Origin of the sequence: Paenibacillus sp. S25, from assembly GCF_019454085.1 — a bacterium.
Taxonomy (GTDB): Bacteria; Bacillota; Bacilli; order Paenibacillales; family Paenibacillaceae; genus Paenibacillus; species Paenibacillus polymyxa_B.
In genome coordinates this window covers 3,148,659-3,163,779 of the sequence record NZ_CP073683.1, presented here as the reverse complement: position 1 = coordinate 3,163,779, position 15,121 = coordinate 3,148,659, and the positions used below count along the sequence as shown (strand labels likewise).

The 15,121-nt window shown below is 44.8% G+C and carries 16 protein-coding genes; 13 read left to right on the top strand and 3 right to left on the bottom strand.

The features are described from left to right. Positions 1-241 precede the first annotated feature (241 nt). The 6 genes from KAI37_RS13510 (at position 242) to KAI37_RS13485 (ending at position 4,909) form a co-directional block, all read left to right on the top strand. On the top strand, positions 242-835 hold the full coding sequence (locus tag KAI37_RS13510; protein WP_220029597.1) for a thiamine phosphate synthase: 594 nt from the start codon (positions 242-244) through the stop codon (positions 833-835). A 64-nt stretch (positions 836-899) separates the two neighbouring features. After that, entirely contained in the window at positions 900-2,048 is a 1,149-nt protein-coding gene (gene thiO / locus KAI37_RS13505; RefSeq protein WP_220029596.1) for a glycine oxidase ThiO, read from the top strand. Next, on the top strand, positions 2,045-2,248 hold the full coding sequence (thiS, locus tag KAI37_RS13500) for a sulfur carrier protein ThiS (RefSeq protein ID WP_076293603.1): 204 nt from the start codon (positions 2,045-2,047) through the stop codon (positions 2,246-2,248). Before thiO ends, thiS begins: the two co-directional genes overlap by 4 nt. A gap of 2 nt (positions 2,249-2,250) precedes the next feature. Beyond that, positions 2,251-3,018 (top strand): thiazole synthase, encoded by a 768-nt coding sequence (locus KAI37_RS13495; protein WP_220029595.1) that lies wholly within the window; start codon positions 2,251-2,253, stop codon positions 3,016-3,018. Next, entirely contained in the window at positions 3,015-4,076 is a 1,062-nt protein-coding gene (locus tag KAI37_RS13490; protein ID WP_220029594.1) for a ThiF family adenylyltransferase, read from the top strand. The genes KAI37_RS13495 and KAI37_RS13490 overlap by 4 nt, the downstream gene beginning before the upstream one ends. 140 nt (positions 4,077-4,216) lie before the next feature. Beyond that, a complete protein-coding gene (locus tag KAI37_RS13485) occupies positions 4,217-4,909 on the top strand; it encodes a response regulator transcription factor (protein ID WP_071641110.1) in 693 nt (230 codons plus the stop codon). A gap of 65 nt (positions 4,910-4,974) precedes the next feature. Here the strand turns inward: KAI37_RS13485 and KAI37_RS13480 are convergent, their stop codons facing one another. Together KAI37_RS13480 and KAI37_RS13475 are read right to left on the bottom strand one after the other, a co-directional pair. Further along, on the bottom strand, positions 4,975-5,472 hold the full coding sequence (locus tag KAI37_RS13480; RefSeq protein ID WP_025724146.1) for a C40 family peptidase: 498 nt from the start codon (positions 5,470-5,472) through the stop codon (positions 4,975-4,977). A 280-nt stretch (positions 5,473-5,752) separates the two neighbouring features. Next, positions 5,753-6,394, bottom strand: coding sequence for a thiamine diphosphokinase (locus KAI37_RS13475; RefSeq protein ID WP_220029593.1), 642 nt, complete (start codon positions 6,392-6,394; stop codon positions 5,753-5,755). Between the two features lie 148 nt (positions 6,395-6,542). On the opposite strand from KAI37_RS13475, the gene KAI37_RS13470 reads away from it, so the two are divergent. Further along, on the top strand, positions 6,543-7,007 hold the full coding sequence (locus tag KAI37_RS13470; protein ID WP_076293708.1) for a low molecular weight protein-tyrosine-phosphatase: 465 nt from the start codon (positions 6,543-6,545) through the stop codon (positions 7,005-7,007). 144 nt (positions 7,008-7,151) lie between these two features. On the opposite strand, the gene KAI37_RS13465 is transcribed toward KAI37_RS13470, so the two are convergent. Then, the gene (locus KAI37_RS13465) at positions 7,152-7,886 is read right to left on the bottom strand and encodes an alpha/beta hydrolase (protein ID WP_220029592.1); all 735 of its coding nucleotides are present in this window, start codon (positions 7,884-7,886) and stop codon (positions 7,152-7,154) included. Positions 7,887-8,141: 255 nt separating this feature from the next. On the opposite strand from KAI37_RS13465, the gene pdhA reads away from it, so the two are divergent. From pdhA to KAI37_RS13435, 6 genes are all read left to right on the top strand, one after another. Continuing rightward, on the top strand, positions 8,142-9,209 hold the full coding sequence (gene pdhA, locus KAI37_RS13460; RefSeq protein ID WP_013310511.1) for a pyruvate dehydrogenase (acetyl-transferring) E1 component subunit alpha: 1,068 nt from the start codon (positions 8,142-8,144) through the stop codon (positions 9,207-9,209). Between the two features lie 100 nt (positions 9,210-9,309). Beyond that, positions 9,310-10,290, top strand: coding sequence for an alpha-ketoacid dehydrogenase subunit beta (locus KAI37_RS13455; RefSeq protein ID WP_013310510.1), 981 nt, complete (start codon positions 9,310-9,312; stop codon positions 10,288-10,290). A 34-nt stretch (positions 10,291-10,324) separates the two neighbouring features. After that, entirely contained in the window at positions 10,325-11,938 is a 1,614-nt protein-coding gene (locus KAI37_RS13450) for a 2-oxo acid dehydrogenase subunit E2 (protein WP_220029591.1), read from the top strand. Positions 11,939-11,941: 3 nt separating this feature from the next. Further along, the gene (gene lpdA, locus KAI37_RS13445; protein WP_023988970.1) at positions 11,942-13,363 is read left to right on the top strand and encodes a dihydrolipoyl dehydrogenase; all 1,422 of its coding nucleotides are present in this window, start codon (positions 11,942-11,944) and stop codon (positions 13,361-13,363) included. 254 nt (positions 13,364-13,617) lie between these two features. Next, complete coding sequence (thyA, locus tag KAI37_RS13440) at positions 13,618-14,412, top strand: thymidylate synthase (protein ID WP_013310507.1); 795 nt, start codon at positions 13,618-13,620, stop codon at positions 14,410-14,412. Between the two features lie 17 nt (positions 14,413-14,429). Then, positions 14,430-14,918, top strand: a complete 489-nt coding sequence (locus tag KAI37_RS13435; protein WP_023988968.1) for a dihydrofolate reductase — start codon at positions 14,430-14,432, stop codon at positions 14,916-14,918. Positions 14,919-15,121 lie beyond the last annotated feature (203 nt).

The window sequence follows — 15,121 nt, the reverse complement described above, 5'->3', positions numbered from 1 at the left end:
GTTTGTGCGTGGGACGATACACGTATACGGATATCATTGTCCGTTCGATTATTGGACGTTCGTTAAACCACTTCCTTGGGGAAGTGGTTTTTTTGCGTTTCGTTCATTTTAAGTTGTTCGAGCTTCCGTAGACGATTCACATACAATCCCCTTTCATTTCTGCTGGTAGACGTGGCTGACTAAGCATAGATCCTCTAGTCCAATGTGAGGTGAAGAGAAAATCGAATTACACGCAATTTCGATGGAAAAGGGCACTTTTGGACAAGCCGCCCAAGTGGCTGCTGTGATTTGTCCGTATGTTCATTATGTACACGCACGTTTGAAACAAAATGGTGCCTCTGCATTGCTTTCTTTGACTCGCAGCATGGTGGAGCAGGAAGTTCCTTTGCAACAAATTGTAGTAAATGATCGTGTGGATGTAGCTTTACTTACTTTGGTTGGAGCCGTCCAGCTACCAGCTAATGGATTACCCGTTGCGGATGTGAAAAGCCTTCTTCCAAAGGGTACACGCTGTGGAGCATCTGTGCATTCATTGGAGGAGGCGCAGGCTGCCGAGCGGGCAGGAGCGGACTATGTACTTTATGGTCACGTATATGAGACCCATTGTAAGCCCGGTATTGTACCGCGGGGTTTAGCTCAGCTTGAACATATTTGCAGGCTGTCGAACATTCCGGTGATCGCGCTGGGCGGCATACAACCGCACCATATCCCGGAGCTTTATAGGGCCGGAGCAAGCGGTATTGCGGTGATGTCTGGTATATGGGAGGCTGAGTCGCCTGTTGCAGCTGCGATGGAATACAGGCGAATGGCAGATCTTGTAGTTCACAGCCTGTAGCGAAAAAACGAGAGTAAAGGCAAGCTGAAAGCAGAATGGTTTATGGAGAGGAGACACGGGACCAATGCTAAAGATACACACGGAGGCAAGAGCGATAGGACACGCTGAATGCTTGGTCATAGGTGGAGGTGTCATCGGCAGTTCCATTGCTTATCATGTGGCCAAGGAGGGAAGAAGTACGATCATGCTGGAACGATTGATCCCGGGTGAGGGAGCCTCAGGAGCAGCGGTTGGAATGCTGGCAGCGGAAAGTGAAGAGTTCATCGACTCTGAGCTGGCACGATTTGCTCGCATAAGTCGAGACGCATTCCCTGAGCTTGTCTGTGATCTGGAGCGTTTGTCAGGTATTTCGGTAGAATTCCGTACAGAAGGATTTGTGACCCCTTTCCGTACGGAAACTGAAGGCCAAAAACGCTGGAAAGCTGCTAAAACGCGAGAGGATGATTGTCCTATCTGGTGGGATGCGAGGGAATTGGCCCGACGAATTCCAGGTTTGGATGAACAAGCGATCGGGGCAATATATCGTTCAAAGGAGACACAAGTGGCTCCTGTCCAGCTTTGTCGTGCTTATGCAGGTGCTGCTGCGGTGCTGGGGGCAACGGTATGGTCTGGTACACAGGCAGAGCAACTGGTCATGCAGGATGGTCGAGTTTGCGGTGTCCGAACAGATAGTGGCTTTTTTTCGTGCGATCAGGTCATTATTGCCGGAGGCTTGGATAGCATGAAATTGCTAGCGCAAGTTGGATTTGAATATCCACTTTATCCGGTCAAGGGAGAAGCGGTAGCGGTCTCCTTGAAGGATCACCCGTTAGAATACACCATTTATGCTGATGATATTTACCTTGTACCTAAACAGAATAACGAGCTTTGGATTGGGGCAACGAGCCTTCCGCATCAGTATGACGAAGAAGTGACCGTAGGAGGCTTAGAGGGGTTGCTGACACGTGCCTCTGCTTGGCTGCCGCGCGTCCGTGAAGCTTCTTTTATACGCACTTGGGCGGGCTTACGTCCGCAGGCCGCATCAGGTCATCCTTTTATAGGCACTGTTCCTGGGGTCGAGGGTGTATATGCTGCCGTCGGGCATTATCGCAACGGTGTCCTGCTGAGCGATGCTACTGGGCGTGCGATAACAGCTATGCTTAACGGAGCAGGTGCGGCTGAACTTGGAATAAGTAGATTTTCTTCTGAGCTCCTCAAGGAGGAAAGCTTATGAAGCTGACGATTAACGGCCAGAGCATGACCTTTTCTAATCGGATCACTCATGTGGATCAATTGCTACATGAGCTTGATGTAAAGGTGAAAACCGTAGTGGTGGAGCTGAATCGGCATATATTGACCCGTCAAGATCATGATGAAGCGGTGTTGAAGGATGGAGATTGCCTAGAGATTGTACATTTTGTGGGAGGCGGTTGATCATGTTAACCATTGGAAAAGCATCTTTTACCTCAAGGTTGTTGTTGGGAACAGGAAAATTCTCTGATCTGGATATTCAATCCCAAGCCGTAGAGGCTGCTGAGACGGAAATATTGACGTTTGCTGTGCGGAGATTGAACTTGGAGGAACGGGATAAGCAGCATTTTCTCGACATGCTGGATTTGAGCCGGTATACACTTCTTCCCAACACAGCAGGGGCTACAACAGCAGAGGAGGCGATTCGTATTGCCCAATTGGCAAAAGCCTCCGGCCTGTGCGATATGATTAAGGTGGAAGTCATTGGGGATAGCAAGACACTGCTGCCTGACCCTTTCGAAACGTTGAAGGCTAGTGAAAAGCTGTTAGAAGAAGGCTTTATCGTGCTGCCCTACATATCGGACGATGTGATTCTAGCAAAGAGGCTACAAGAGCTTGGAGTACACGCTGTTATGCCTGGAGCTTCACCGATTGGTACAGGACATGGTTTGCTCAATCCGTTTTCATTAGAGTTAATTATTGAACAGGCGGAGGTTCCGGTTATTGTCGATGCGGGTATTCGCTCACCCGGTGACGCGGCAATGGCGATGCAGTTGGGGGCAGATGCTGTTTTGTTGAACACAGCCGTATCAGGAGCGAAGGACCCAGTAAAAATGGCTGAGGCCATGAAACTGGCTGTTCGTGCTGGAAGATATGGTTTTGAGGCGGGGATGATTCCTGTAAAACGTTATGCTTCAGCAAGCAGTCCGACAGAAGGCATGGTTCAGACATGAAGGTAACTGACAAATCAGATGCAGGAGGAACACATCCAAGTGACCGTTATTCCAGACAGGAAAGATTCACACCCTTTGGACCCACAGGACAACGTCGGCTTGCTTCCTCTCACGTATTAATCATAGGTGTTGGAGCGCTAGGCACAGGTATTGCGGAAACGCTTGTTCGCGGGGGCGTAGGTACAGTGAGCCTCGTAGACCGGGATTATGTGGAATGGAGTAATTTGCAGCGCCAACAGCTTTTTCAGGAAAGTGATGCTGCGCAAAGATGTCCCAAAGCAATAGCTGCTCAGCGAAGATTAAAGGATATTAATTCGGAAGCGGTCATACATGCACATGTACTGGATGTTAGGGTAGAAGAGCTGGAAGAGTTGATCCAGGGGGTAGATCTCATGATGGATGCGACGGATAATTTCGATACCCGACTTCTTATGAACGACATGGCACTAAAGCATCGCATTCCTTGGATTTATGGGGGGTGTGTGGGCAGCTATGGTATAACCTACACCATTTTACCGGGTCAAACGCCTTGTCTTCACTGTCTGCTGGGAACTGTGCCGTTTGGTGGTGAAACCTGCGATACCGCCGGGATTATTCCGCAGGCCGTACAGATGGTCACGGCTAACCAAACTACGGAAGCTTTCAAACTTCTGGGCGGATATCCGGAAAATTTGAGAGGAAAGCTGCTTTCGTTTGATTTGTGGAAAAATGAGTATGTAGCGATAGCAGTAGATAGCGTTAAAAAGGAGAATTGTCCTTCTTGCGGCAAGCAACCGACGTATCCCTACTTGTCGGCCTCTCATCGGCAAAAAACAGATGTTTTGTGCGGTAGGGATACCGTTCAAATTAGACCAGCAAACCCAACACTTCTGAATCTTGCAGAAACAGCAGATAGATTTGCTTCTTTGGGAGAGGGAAAAGTAGAGCGGAATTCGTTTTTGGTTTCCTTTAGTACAAGCGAGCATCGCTTGGTTGTTTTTGCAGATGGCAGAGCGTTGATCCATGGGACAAAGGACGTGGCAAAAGCAAGAAGTCTGTATCATCGCTATTTGGGTTAAAATATAAAAGCAGAAAGCCATTCTTTGGAGAATGATTTTCTGCTTTTTTGTTACAATAATATTAATATGCTTTAATGGCTTATAACAAACTTGTTCGTATCCAATATGTAATGCTATGTCCAAACCAGGTGGGTGAAAGGATGAGCCCGTTAATTTTACTTGTAGATGTAAATGAAGCGCCTCCCGTATTTGTTCATCCATTGGAGCAGGCAGGTTATCAGGTGGTACATGTTAGCAATACAACGGATGTAAGCTCTTATGTAGCCCATAATCCTGTGGATTTGCTACTCCTGAACATAGAAGATGAACAGGCGGATACACAAGGCTTGATTCGCATTTTGCAGCAAAACCATCCTCATGTCCCGTTATTTGCAATGACTTCATCAGATGAGGAGGACCATATTGTTTCCTGCTTTGAACAAGGGGCACATGATGTGATCGTTCTGCCCTTTTATCCTAGAGTTTTTCAGGCAAGAGTGGCTAATTTATTGCGGATTTTTGGTATTGAACGTGATGTGAAAAGGGCGATCGAAGCGGGTGATTTACATATAGACAATGCAAGCAGAATGGTGAGCAGAGGGGGAGAAAAGCTGGAATTAACTCCGAAAGAATTTGATCTTTTGCTTCATCTGGCGATACATCTTAACCAAGTTTGTAGCAGGCAGCAAATTCTGAAGGATGTTTGGAAACATGATTATATCGTTGATACGAACGTGGTAGACGTCTATATCAGACATTTGAGGGTTAAAGTAGATAAAGGGTATAAGTTTAAGATGATCCGTACGGAACGAGGTATTGGCTATTCACTCAGAACACCAACCGTATCAGAATAGCATAAGGCATATAAAAAAGCCGGAACTTTTCGTCCCGGCTCGCATATTTCAAAATGAGTTTCATACTACAGCACGCGGCGTGCTTTAATGTATGTTCTTTTCCAGTTGCTGGAGTTCAAATCGGAGATGGTCACGCCAGGTCCGCCGTAAGTGTGCAAAATTTTACCGCCGCCCATATAGACTGCTACGTGGGTAATGTTACGTCCTGTAGCACGACTACCGCTTGAAAAGAACACTAAGTCACCTTTTTTTAAATTGGACTTGGATACGGCATGTCCGACTTTAGACTGTTGAACAGAAGTACGTGGTAAATTCACTCCGTATTTCTTGAATATGTGCTTCATGAAAGAAGAACAGTCAAAATTGCGCGTCGTGCTTGTGGAAGCTCCAAACTTATAAGGAGTTCCCATATATTTTTCGCCGTAGTTAATTACTTTTTGGCCTACTGAAGTAGTAGTGGCAGCTTGTGCCGTATTTGTTCCCTCAATTGCAAAAGTACCAAAGCCGATAGTGGCTGCGACCCCTGCTATAATTACCTTTTTTATGATTTTCTGCATATTCATGTTGTAAGTACCTCCAGAAATTGATTTGTGCAATATTTTGCTGAGTTGCTAACTAACTGACAGCGTTGAGTATAACAGTTTTGAAGCCGCCTAATAGTTGGAAAATAACTCTCAAATGCTTGAGGGACAAGACTTACACAGCGATTATTAAAAAACGATTAAAAATTACAATTTGTAAAAAATATATCGATTCATAGATCTCTATAAACGGAAAAACCCTTGTTTATCAAGGGTTTTGAGTGAAAAAACAATCTAAACAATGGTTACAACAATGTCATAATTAATCCTTGCTTTGAATAACGAGTAGTAGACCGCTTTTGATAGAAATCGTACCTTTTGAAGCCGTTAGCTTATTACTGACAGCACGCGATTGTCCCATTTTGAGGGTGGCATTATGCAGCGGATACATAAATCCTTCCAGTTGTATGCCTGTTACTTCGGCGGTCATAGGAAGCAGCGATGTATATGTATAGCCCATAGGCTGAATCTCAAGCCTTGATCCGGTGAGCTCAATATAATTATGTGCGTCCATAATAGCGCAGCTAATATGATGCTGCATTGCGCGTACCAAAATTTGAACATTAGCCAATGTGTGGTCCATCCGGGTGCCAGTCACACCAAGCATCAGTACATGATCTGCCTGTTCGTCCATAGCGATTTCCAAAGCAAGCTCAGTATCTGTTAAGTCTTTAAGTACTGGATCACATGCAATCATACGTTGGCTTGCTAATTCTACCTTTTCTTTTTCCTCTGGTGTGATCGAATCAAAATCTCCTACAGAGACATGTGGTGTAATACCGTGTTCGATCAGGAAAAGAGCACCTTTATCTGCACCTATAATAAAATCATCGGGTTGTATTTGATGTAAATCTTCTTCATTAAGACGACCGCCTGAAAATACAATCGCTCGTTTTTTTGTCATAATCAACATCCTTTCTTTCTGATACCATCCTATATATACCATCGTTTTTAAGTATACCGCGTTAAATATGGCTTGCACAATTTTGGAGGACACGGCTACAATGAAACAGAAAAAAGGAAGTGTAACGTGTAATAGGAAGGAGAACGAAATGATTAACGTTTTGTTTGTATGTTTGGGCAATATTTGCCGCTCTCCGATGGGGGAGGCGATACTGAGACATAAAGCGCAGGAACGGGGATTGGGTGCAGAAATCGGGGTAGACTCGGCCGGGACAGGCGACTGGCACATCGGAAATCCCCCGCATGAGGGAACACTAAAGCAACTTAAACTGCATGGAATCAGCGAACAAGGCATACAGGCAAGGCAAATAACGGGCCGCGATTTTGAGGCGTTTGATTATATTGTGTGTATGGATGACTCCAATGAACAAAACATGCGTAAGATTGCAGGTGGAGCGGAGGCTGATATTCTAAAATTCATGGATTTGCTCCCTCAAGAAAAATTGAGAGAAGTACCCGACCCGTATTTTACAGGGAATTTTGAAGAGACCTATCGATTAATGGACGCAGGGTGCGATGCCTTGCTGGACAAGATCATAGAAGAAAAGCTATAATGTGAACGAAAGATGACGGCAATAATTGCCGTTTTTCGTTATACACTTTTGAAAGCGTAACCAAATTATGAAAAAGAGGAAGGAGCTTTATGACCTATTAGGTCAATGCTCTCATTCCCCTTAGTTACCAGGAAGAATATTTACTCAGGCGCGATCCAAAAAATACATTAGCGCGTCAGGCAACTCGTTTTGCCAAAAGCCCCACAAATGTTTGCCATCCTTTTCACGGTAAGAAACTTCAGCGTTCCGTTTGCGCAGCAAATCTGCGCATTGACGGTTAAGCTCTACAAAGTTGTAAATGCCAGTATCACTCTCAAATGCATCTTCCTGAAGGCCAACCGTCATCCACACCCGCAAATGAGACAGATCTTTCTCGCGGGCGATGATTTCCTGAGAAGCTTCATAGTAAGCACCTGAGAGGCTGATAATGCGGTTGAACAGCTGAGGATACATCAAAGCCAAATGCAGAGACACACTGCCTCCCAGTGAATCCCCCGCCAAAATGCGGGACGCTGCATCTTTTCTTATAGGATACTTTTGCTCTACATAGGGAATAATCTCTTCTGCAAAACAGGCGGTATACGCCTCAAAACGATTGCCAAAGGGAGCATACTCCTGAGTTCTGATTTTGGTATTCACTTCCACTCCTACAATAATGAAGGGTTCGACGCCCTCATCTAAAATGAGGCGGTTGGCGTGAGTTGCAATGCGGCCAAAATTGAAAAATTCTTCTCCGTCCTGACAGTATACGACCGGGTAGCTCAATATTTCATTATAGCCGGGCGGCAAATAAATCCGGAGAGTCCTGGTCTCTCCAAGAAAGCGGCTGTCTACTTCGTCTTTAAGGATGGTTCGTTTTAAATACCGAGAATCCGTCATTTTTCGTCACCTTTCTTGGGTATTATTTTGCATTCGGGATCACAATAAGTTAAGATTACCCTGATTGCAATAGATGTTTAAAATTTCAATCATGTACTAAGCTGTTATAGTAAAAAACATACCCTGTTACACACACAAAAATGTGGCAAACTCAAAAAAAATAACTAAATCTTTGACGCGAGCGATATAACAGGTGTATAATAATCCTATAACAGCGGAACTTGATATTCAAATTTTTTTGTTGAGGTGAAGAAAATGAGCAAGGTTCCTTATGAAGTTTACACAGAGGAAGTTGAGGCGCTGTCCGTACTTTCTCCGGATGGTGAAATTATCAATAAAGATATGTTGCCTAAACTTACAGATGATCAATTGAAAGAAATTATGTATCGAATGGTATTTACACGTACTTGGGACGACCGTGCCGTTAACTTAGGCCGTCAAGGACGTCTCGGTTTCTACGCTCCGGTATCCGGACAAGAAGCAACCATGATTGGTAGCGAATATGCGCTCCAAAAAGAAGACTTTATTGCTCCAGGCTACCGCGATATTCCGCAAATCGTTTGGCATGGCCTGCCATTATACCAAGCTTTCTTGTATTCCCGTGGTCATCAACACGGCGGCCAAGTGCCGGACGGTGTTAATGTACTGATGCCGCAAATCATCATTGGCGCGCAAATTTTGCATGCTATGGGTATTGCTATGGGTTACAAACTGAAAAAGCAAAAACAAGTCGCCATTACATATACAGGTGACGGCGGTTCTTCCGAAGGTGATTTCTACGAAGGCCTGAACTATGCTGGTGTATACAAGTTGCCAGTTATTTTCTTTGTGCAAAACAATGGTTACGCGATCACGACTCCATTCTCAAAACAAACGGCTGCTCTTTCGATCGCTCATAAAGCAGTAGCTGCTGGTATTAAAGGCGTGAAAATTGACGGCATGGACGTGCTTGCAGTTATTAAAGCCGTTCAAGAAGCTGCAGAACGTGGACGTAATGGCGAAGGTGCTACTTTGATTGAAGCCGTAACGTACCGTTTCCGTCCGCATTCCCTTTCTGATGATGCAACAAAATATCGTTCTAAAGAAGAAGAAGGCGAATGGAATGCGAAAGATCCAATTGCTCGCTTTGCGAAATACCTTGAGAAAAAAGGTCTTTGGACTGAAGAAGATACAGCTCGCGTAAAAGAAGAAGCTAAGGCAAAAGTGAACGAAGAGATCAAAAAAGCCGAGAAAACAGAGAAAATGACAATTCCTGGCCTGATTGATAGCATGTTCGAAACAACGCCTAAGCACTTGGAAGAACAAAAAGCTGATTTTAAATAATTGAACTTAAAAGAGACCGGGCGGTAACCCGATCCGGTCTGCTTTTCGATTGACCTGAACTGAAATTGATCTGTCAATGTTTAAGGAGGAAATGAAGCAAATGGCACAAATGAACATGAAAGAAGCGATTCGTGACGCACTGCGCGTAGAGTTGAAACGCGACCCTAACGTCCTGCTTTTCGGTGAAGACGTAGGTCATGTAGGTGGCGTATTCCGCGCTACAGAAGGTCTGCAAAAAGAATTTGGCGAAGAACGTGTATTCGATACTCCGCTGGCGGAATCCGCAATCGGGGGTCTTGCTGTGGGTCTGGGTATTCAAGGCTTCCGCCCTGTAGCTGAAATCCAGTTCGTAGGCTTTATCTTTGAAGCACTCGATCAAATGGCAATTCAAGCATCCCGTATGCGTTACCGTTCCGGTGGACGTTACAATTCTCCAATCGTATTCCGTACACCTTTTGGTGGCGGTGTTAAGGCAGCCGAGCTGCATACAGATTCTTTGGAAGGTCTTCTGGCTCAAACACCTGGTATCAAGGTTGTTGTTCCTTCCAACCCTTACGATGCAAAAGGTCTTATGATCGCGTCTATTCGCGATAATGATCCAGTATTTTTCATGGAGCATTTGAACCTGTATCATGCATTCCGCGCTGAAGTTCCTGAGAATGATTACACAGTTGAACTGGGCAAAGCTAATGTAGTTCGTGAAGGTTCCGATGTGACGATCATTACTTACGGTATGATGGTACACACTTCGATTAAAGCTGCTGATGAGCTGGAAAAAACAAAAGGTATCAAAGTAGAAATCATTGATTTGCGTACCATTAGCCCGATTGACATTGATACCGTTGTTGCTTCTATTCAAAAAACCAATCGTGCCATCGTTGTTCAAGAAGCGCAAAAGAGCTCCGGTGTAGCTGCTGAAGTTATTGCACAAATTAACGAAAAAGCAATCCTGCATCTGGAAGCACCCGTTCTGCGTGTAGCAGGTCCGGATACCGTTTATCCTTTTGCTCAAATTGAAGATACTTGGTTGCCAACGCCAACACGTATCATTGATGCGGTTAATAAAGTATTGGAATTTTAATTAAAGCACACCGTAAATTTGGGAGGTTTTAAACGTGGCTAAATTTGAATATAAATTCCCGGAGCTAGGTGAAGGTCTTCACGAAGGCGAAATCATCAAGATTCACATCAAGCCCGGCGACAAAGTAACAGATGAAGATATCATCATGGAAGTACAAAATGATAAGGCAGTAGTTGAAGTTCCTTGTCCGGTTAATGGTACAGTACAAGAAGTATTTGCCAAAGACGGCGACATCTTTAACGTAGGTCAAGTCGTAGCTGTAATTGATGCAGAAGGTGAACTTCCTGAACAAGAAGATGCACCAGAAGCACCAGCTGCTAGCCCTGAACCAATTGCTGCTGCACAAGGTGGAGCTGCAGGTACAGCTAGATTTGAATATAAATTCCCAGAGCTGGGTGAAGGTCTTCACGAAGGCGAAATCATCAAGATTCACATCAAGCCCGGCGATAAAGTAACAGATGAAGATATCATCATGGAAGTACAGAACGATAAGGCAGTAGTTGAAGTTCCGTGTCCAGTCAATGGTACGGTTCAAGAAGTATTTGCCAAAGACGGCGACATCTTTAATGTAGGTCAAGTTGTGGCTGTAATCGCTGCAGAAGGTGAACTTCCTGAACAAGAAGAAGCACCAGCTGCTGTGAAACAAGAAGAGGATGCTGCAAAAGGCGGAGCTAACACAAAACCAGCTGCAACACCTGCTGCTTCTAACAAAGACGTACTGGCTACACCTAGCGTCCGCAAATTTGCTCGTGAGCAAGGTGTAAACATCGCTCAAGTGAGTGGCTCCGGCAAAAATGGTAAAATCACCAAAGAAGATGTAGAAGCTTTCAAAAATGGTGGAGGTCAAGCGGCTGCACCAGTAGCGAAAGAAGCTGCAAAAGCACAAGAGCCTGCTAAGAAAGAAGCGAAAGCTGCAACACCATCTGCACCAGCAGCAGATCCACGTGCTGAGGAAGAGCGCGTACCATTTAAAGGTATCCGCAAAGCTATTTCCAATGCTATGGTTAAATCGGCTTATACGGCTCCGCACGTTACGATTATGGATGAAGTAGATGTAACTGAATTGGTTGCTTTCCGTACTCGTATCAAACCAATTGCTGAGAAGAAAGGCACAAAAGTAACATACCTGCCATTCATCGTAAAAGCTTTGGTTGCTGCTTCCCGTCAATTCCCGGCTCTGAATGCCACAATCGACGAAGAAGCAAACGAAATTGTCTACAAAAAATACTACAACATCGGTATCGCTACAGATACAGACAACGGCTTGATCGTTCCTGTTATCAAAGATGCTGATCGTAAGAGTATCTGGATGATTGCTGATTCCATTCGTGATCTGGCTGTGCGCGGTCGTGATGGAAAATTGGCTGCGAATGAGATGAGAGGGAGCACAATCTCCATCACTAACATCGGTTCCGCAGGCGGTATGTTCTTTACTCCAATCATTAACTTCCCTGAAGTTGCGATTTTGGGTACTGGCCGCATCAGTGAAAAAGCAGTCGTGAAAAACGGTGAAATTGTAGCTGCTCCAGTAATGGCTCTTTCCTTGAGCTTTGACCACCGTATTATTGACGGTGCAACTGCTCAAAACTTCATGAACTATATCAAACAGCTGCTCGCTAACCCTGAGTTGCTTGTTATGGAGGTGTAATCAATGGTAGTAGGAGACGCTTCTCTGGATATTGACACATTGGTTATCGGTGCGGGTCCTGGCGGCTATGTAGCTGCCATCCGTGCCGCACAATTGGGACAAAGCGTATTGATCGTTGACAAATCTGAGCTGGGCGGTGTCTGTTTGAACCGTGGATGTATTCCATCCAAAGCTTTGATCTCAGCAGCTCATCAATACGAAGCAGCTAAACATGGCGAGTCTTTCGGTATTACGGCTGAGAACGTAAAAGTAGACTTTGCTAAAACACAAGAATTTAAAAACGGTGTTGTTAAGAAAATGACAGGCGGCGTAAGTGGCTTGCTCAAAGGCAACAAAGTTGAAGTTTTTAATGGTGAGTGCATGTTCATCAACGAAAACGAAGCGCGTGTATTCAACGAACATGAATCACCACGTTACCGTTTTAAAAATGCAATTATCGCAACAGGTTCCCGTCCAATCGAACTGAAACCATTCCCATTTGGCGGACGCATTCTGTCTTCTACAGAAGCATTGAACCTGCCTGAAATTCCGAAAAGCCTGATCGTAATCGGTGGTGGATACATTGGTGCAGAGCTTGGACAAATGTACTCCAAATTCGGTTCCAAAGTAACGATTATTGAAGGTATGGATACAGTACTTCCTGGTTTCGACAAAGATATGACTTCAATCGTTGCGAAAAGCATGAAGAAAACTGGCATCGAAATCTTCACTGGCGCTAAAGCGGAAAGTGCAGAGCAAACAGATAAAGACGTAACAGTGAAATTCTCCGTTAACGGCGAAAGCAAAGAAGTAACTGCTGATTATCTGCTTGTAACTGTTGGACGTCGTCCAAACACTGACGGTGAACTGGGTCTGGATCTGATCGGCCTAGAACTGGATGAGCGCGGAATGGTGAAAGTTGACCACCAAGGACGTACTAGCATTCCTCACATCTTTGCAATCGGCGATATCGTAGCTGGTCTTGCTCTGGCGCACAAAGCTTCTTACGAAGGTAAAGTAGCTGCTGAAGCAATCGCAGGCGAGCCGTCTGTAGTTGATTACAAGTGTATGCCGGCTGTCGTTTTCACAGATCCAGAATGCTCCAGTGTAGGCTACACAGAGACACAAGCCAAAGAAAAAGGCTACAATGTCAAAGTTGGCAAGTTCTCTTATGGAGCAAACGGTCGTGCGGTTTCCCTGAACGCTGCTGAAGGTTTTGTGAAAATCGTAGCTGACGCTGACACAGGTCTGGTACTGGGTACGCAAATCGTAGGTCTGGAAGCTTCCAACCTTATTGCTGAGCTGGGTCTGGCGATTGAAATGGGTGCTACACTCGAAGATATCTCCTTGACTATTCATGCTCACCCTACATTGGGCGAAATCGTTATGGAAGCAGCGGAAGTCGTGCTGGGTCATCCGATCCACGCATTGGCACCACGTCGCTAATACCATTTTTCATTATCTCGTTTTTGGTTTTCATACATGACAAAGAGAGGCAAGGAGCGCTATATCTGCGCTCTTTGTCTCTTTTTTTTCAAACTTTAGGATTTTCAGGACTACCATGAAAATTCACACAGTACATGGTCAATGAAGCACCGTACATGATAAACTAAATATAGATATTGGTGCAGAAAAAGAATTTTAAAGATTAGAATCTGGCGATGCCAGGTTTTTATTCATGCTCAAAGGAGAGGGATAACGTGCGTAACTATTTGGAACTGCTGGAGGATATTTTAGAGAATGGAGTAAAAAAAGAGGATCGTACAGGAACGGGTACACTATCTGTTTTCGGAAGACAACTCCGTTTTGATCTGGCCAAGGGCTTCCCCTTGGTGACCACCAAAAGAGTACATTTGAAATCCGTTATTCATGAGCTGTTATGGTTTTTGCGGGGAGATACCAACATTTCTTATCTCAAGGAGAACGGAGTTACCATTTGGGATGAATGGGCGGATGAGCAGGGCAATCTGGGGCCTGTATATGGATCACAATGGCGCTCGTGGGAAACAACAGATGGACAACATATTGACCAAATTGCGAATGTCATTGAGGCTATTAAAAATAATCCGGATTCACGTCGACACATCGTCAGTGCTTGGAATGTTGCTGAAATCGAATCGATGAAGTTGCCGCCATGTCATTTTGTATTTCAGTTCTATGTAGCTGGAGGGAAGCTTTCCTGTATGCTAACGATGCGTTCTGTGGATACCTTTTTAGGGTTGCCGTTCAATATCGCAAGTTATGCATTGCTAACGCATATGGTTGCACAGCAGTGCGGTTTGGAGCCTGGCGAATTTATTTGGTCAGGCGGCGATGTGCATATTTATTCAAATCATATGCAACAAGTGCATACGCAGTTGGAACGTGATCCTTATCCGTTGCCTCAGCTGAAAATTCTGCGCAAGCCGGATTCGATTTTTGATTATACCTACGACGATTTTGCTTTTGAAAATTACGAGTATCATCCAGGGATTAAGGCGCCTGTCGCCATCTGATTAGAGGAGGTGGAAAAATGGGCATTTCAATGATATGGGCTATGGCACAAAATGGTGTGATTGGCCGGGATAATAAACTTCCCTGGCGCCTCCCTAGAGACATGGCCTTTTTCAAAGAGCAGACGATTAATAAAACGGTACTCATGGGACGCAAGACGTGGGAATCCTTTGGAGGAAAAAGCCTGCCAAACCGACGTAACGTCGTCTTGACTCGAGATCAGCGCTATCAGGCAGAAGGTGCGGAAGTAATTCATTCACTGGAAGAAGGGCTCCAATTAGCAAAGCAGGAGGAGTTAATGGTCATTGGAGGAGCAGAGATTTATTCACTGTTTTGGCCACATGCTGATCGGCTGATTGTGACTCGGATTGAGGAGACTTTTGAAGGCGATACAACCTTCCCTGAGCTGGGTTGGAACGGCTGGAATATAGTCAGTGAGACCCCGGGTATCAAGGATGACAAAAATCCCTATGAGTATCGTTTTGTTGTTTACGAGAGAACAGAATAAGAATAGACTGTATCCGACCCCACTCATTTGAAAAATTAATAAACCATATAAAAAATCCTTTTGGCTGTTGATGCAGAAAGTTGCATAAGTTTTCATCACTTTTACGCTGTATTGTGATACAATAAATCAAATTCAACGAGAACAGACCCTTTCATAATACAAACAGACAAATTCGAATTTGACTTGAATTCTGAATGGATGAT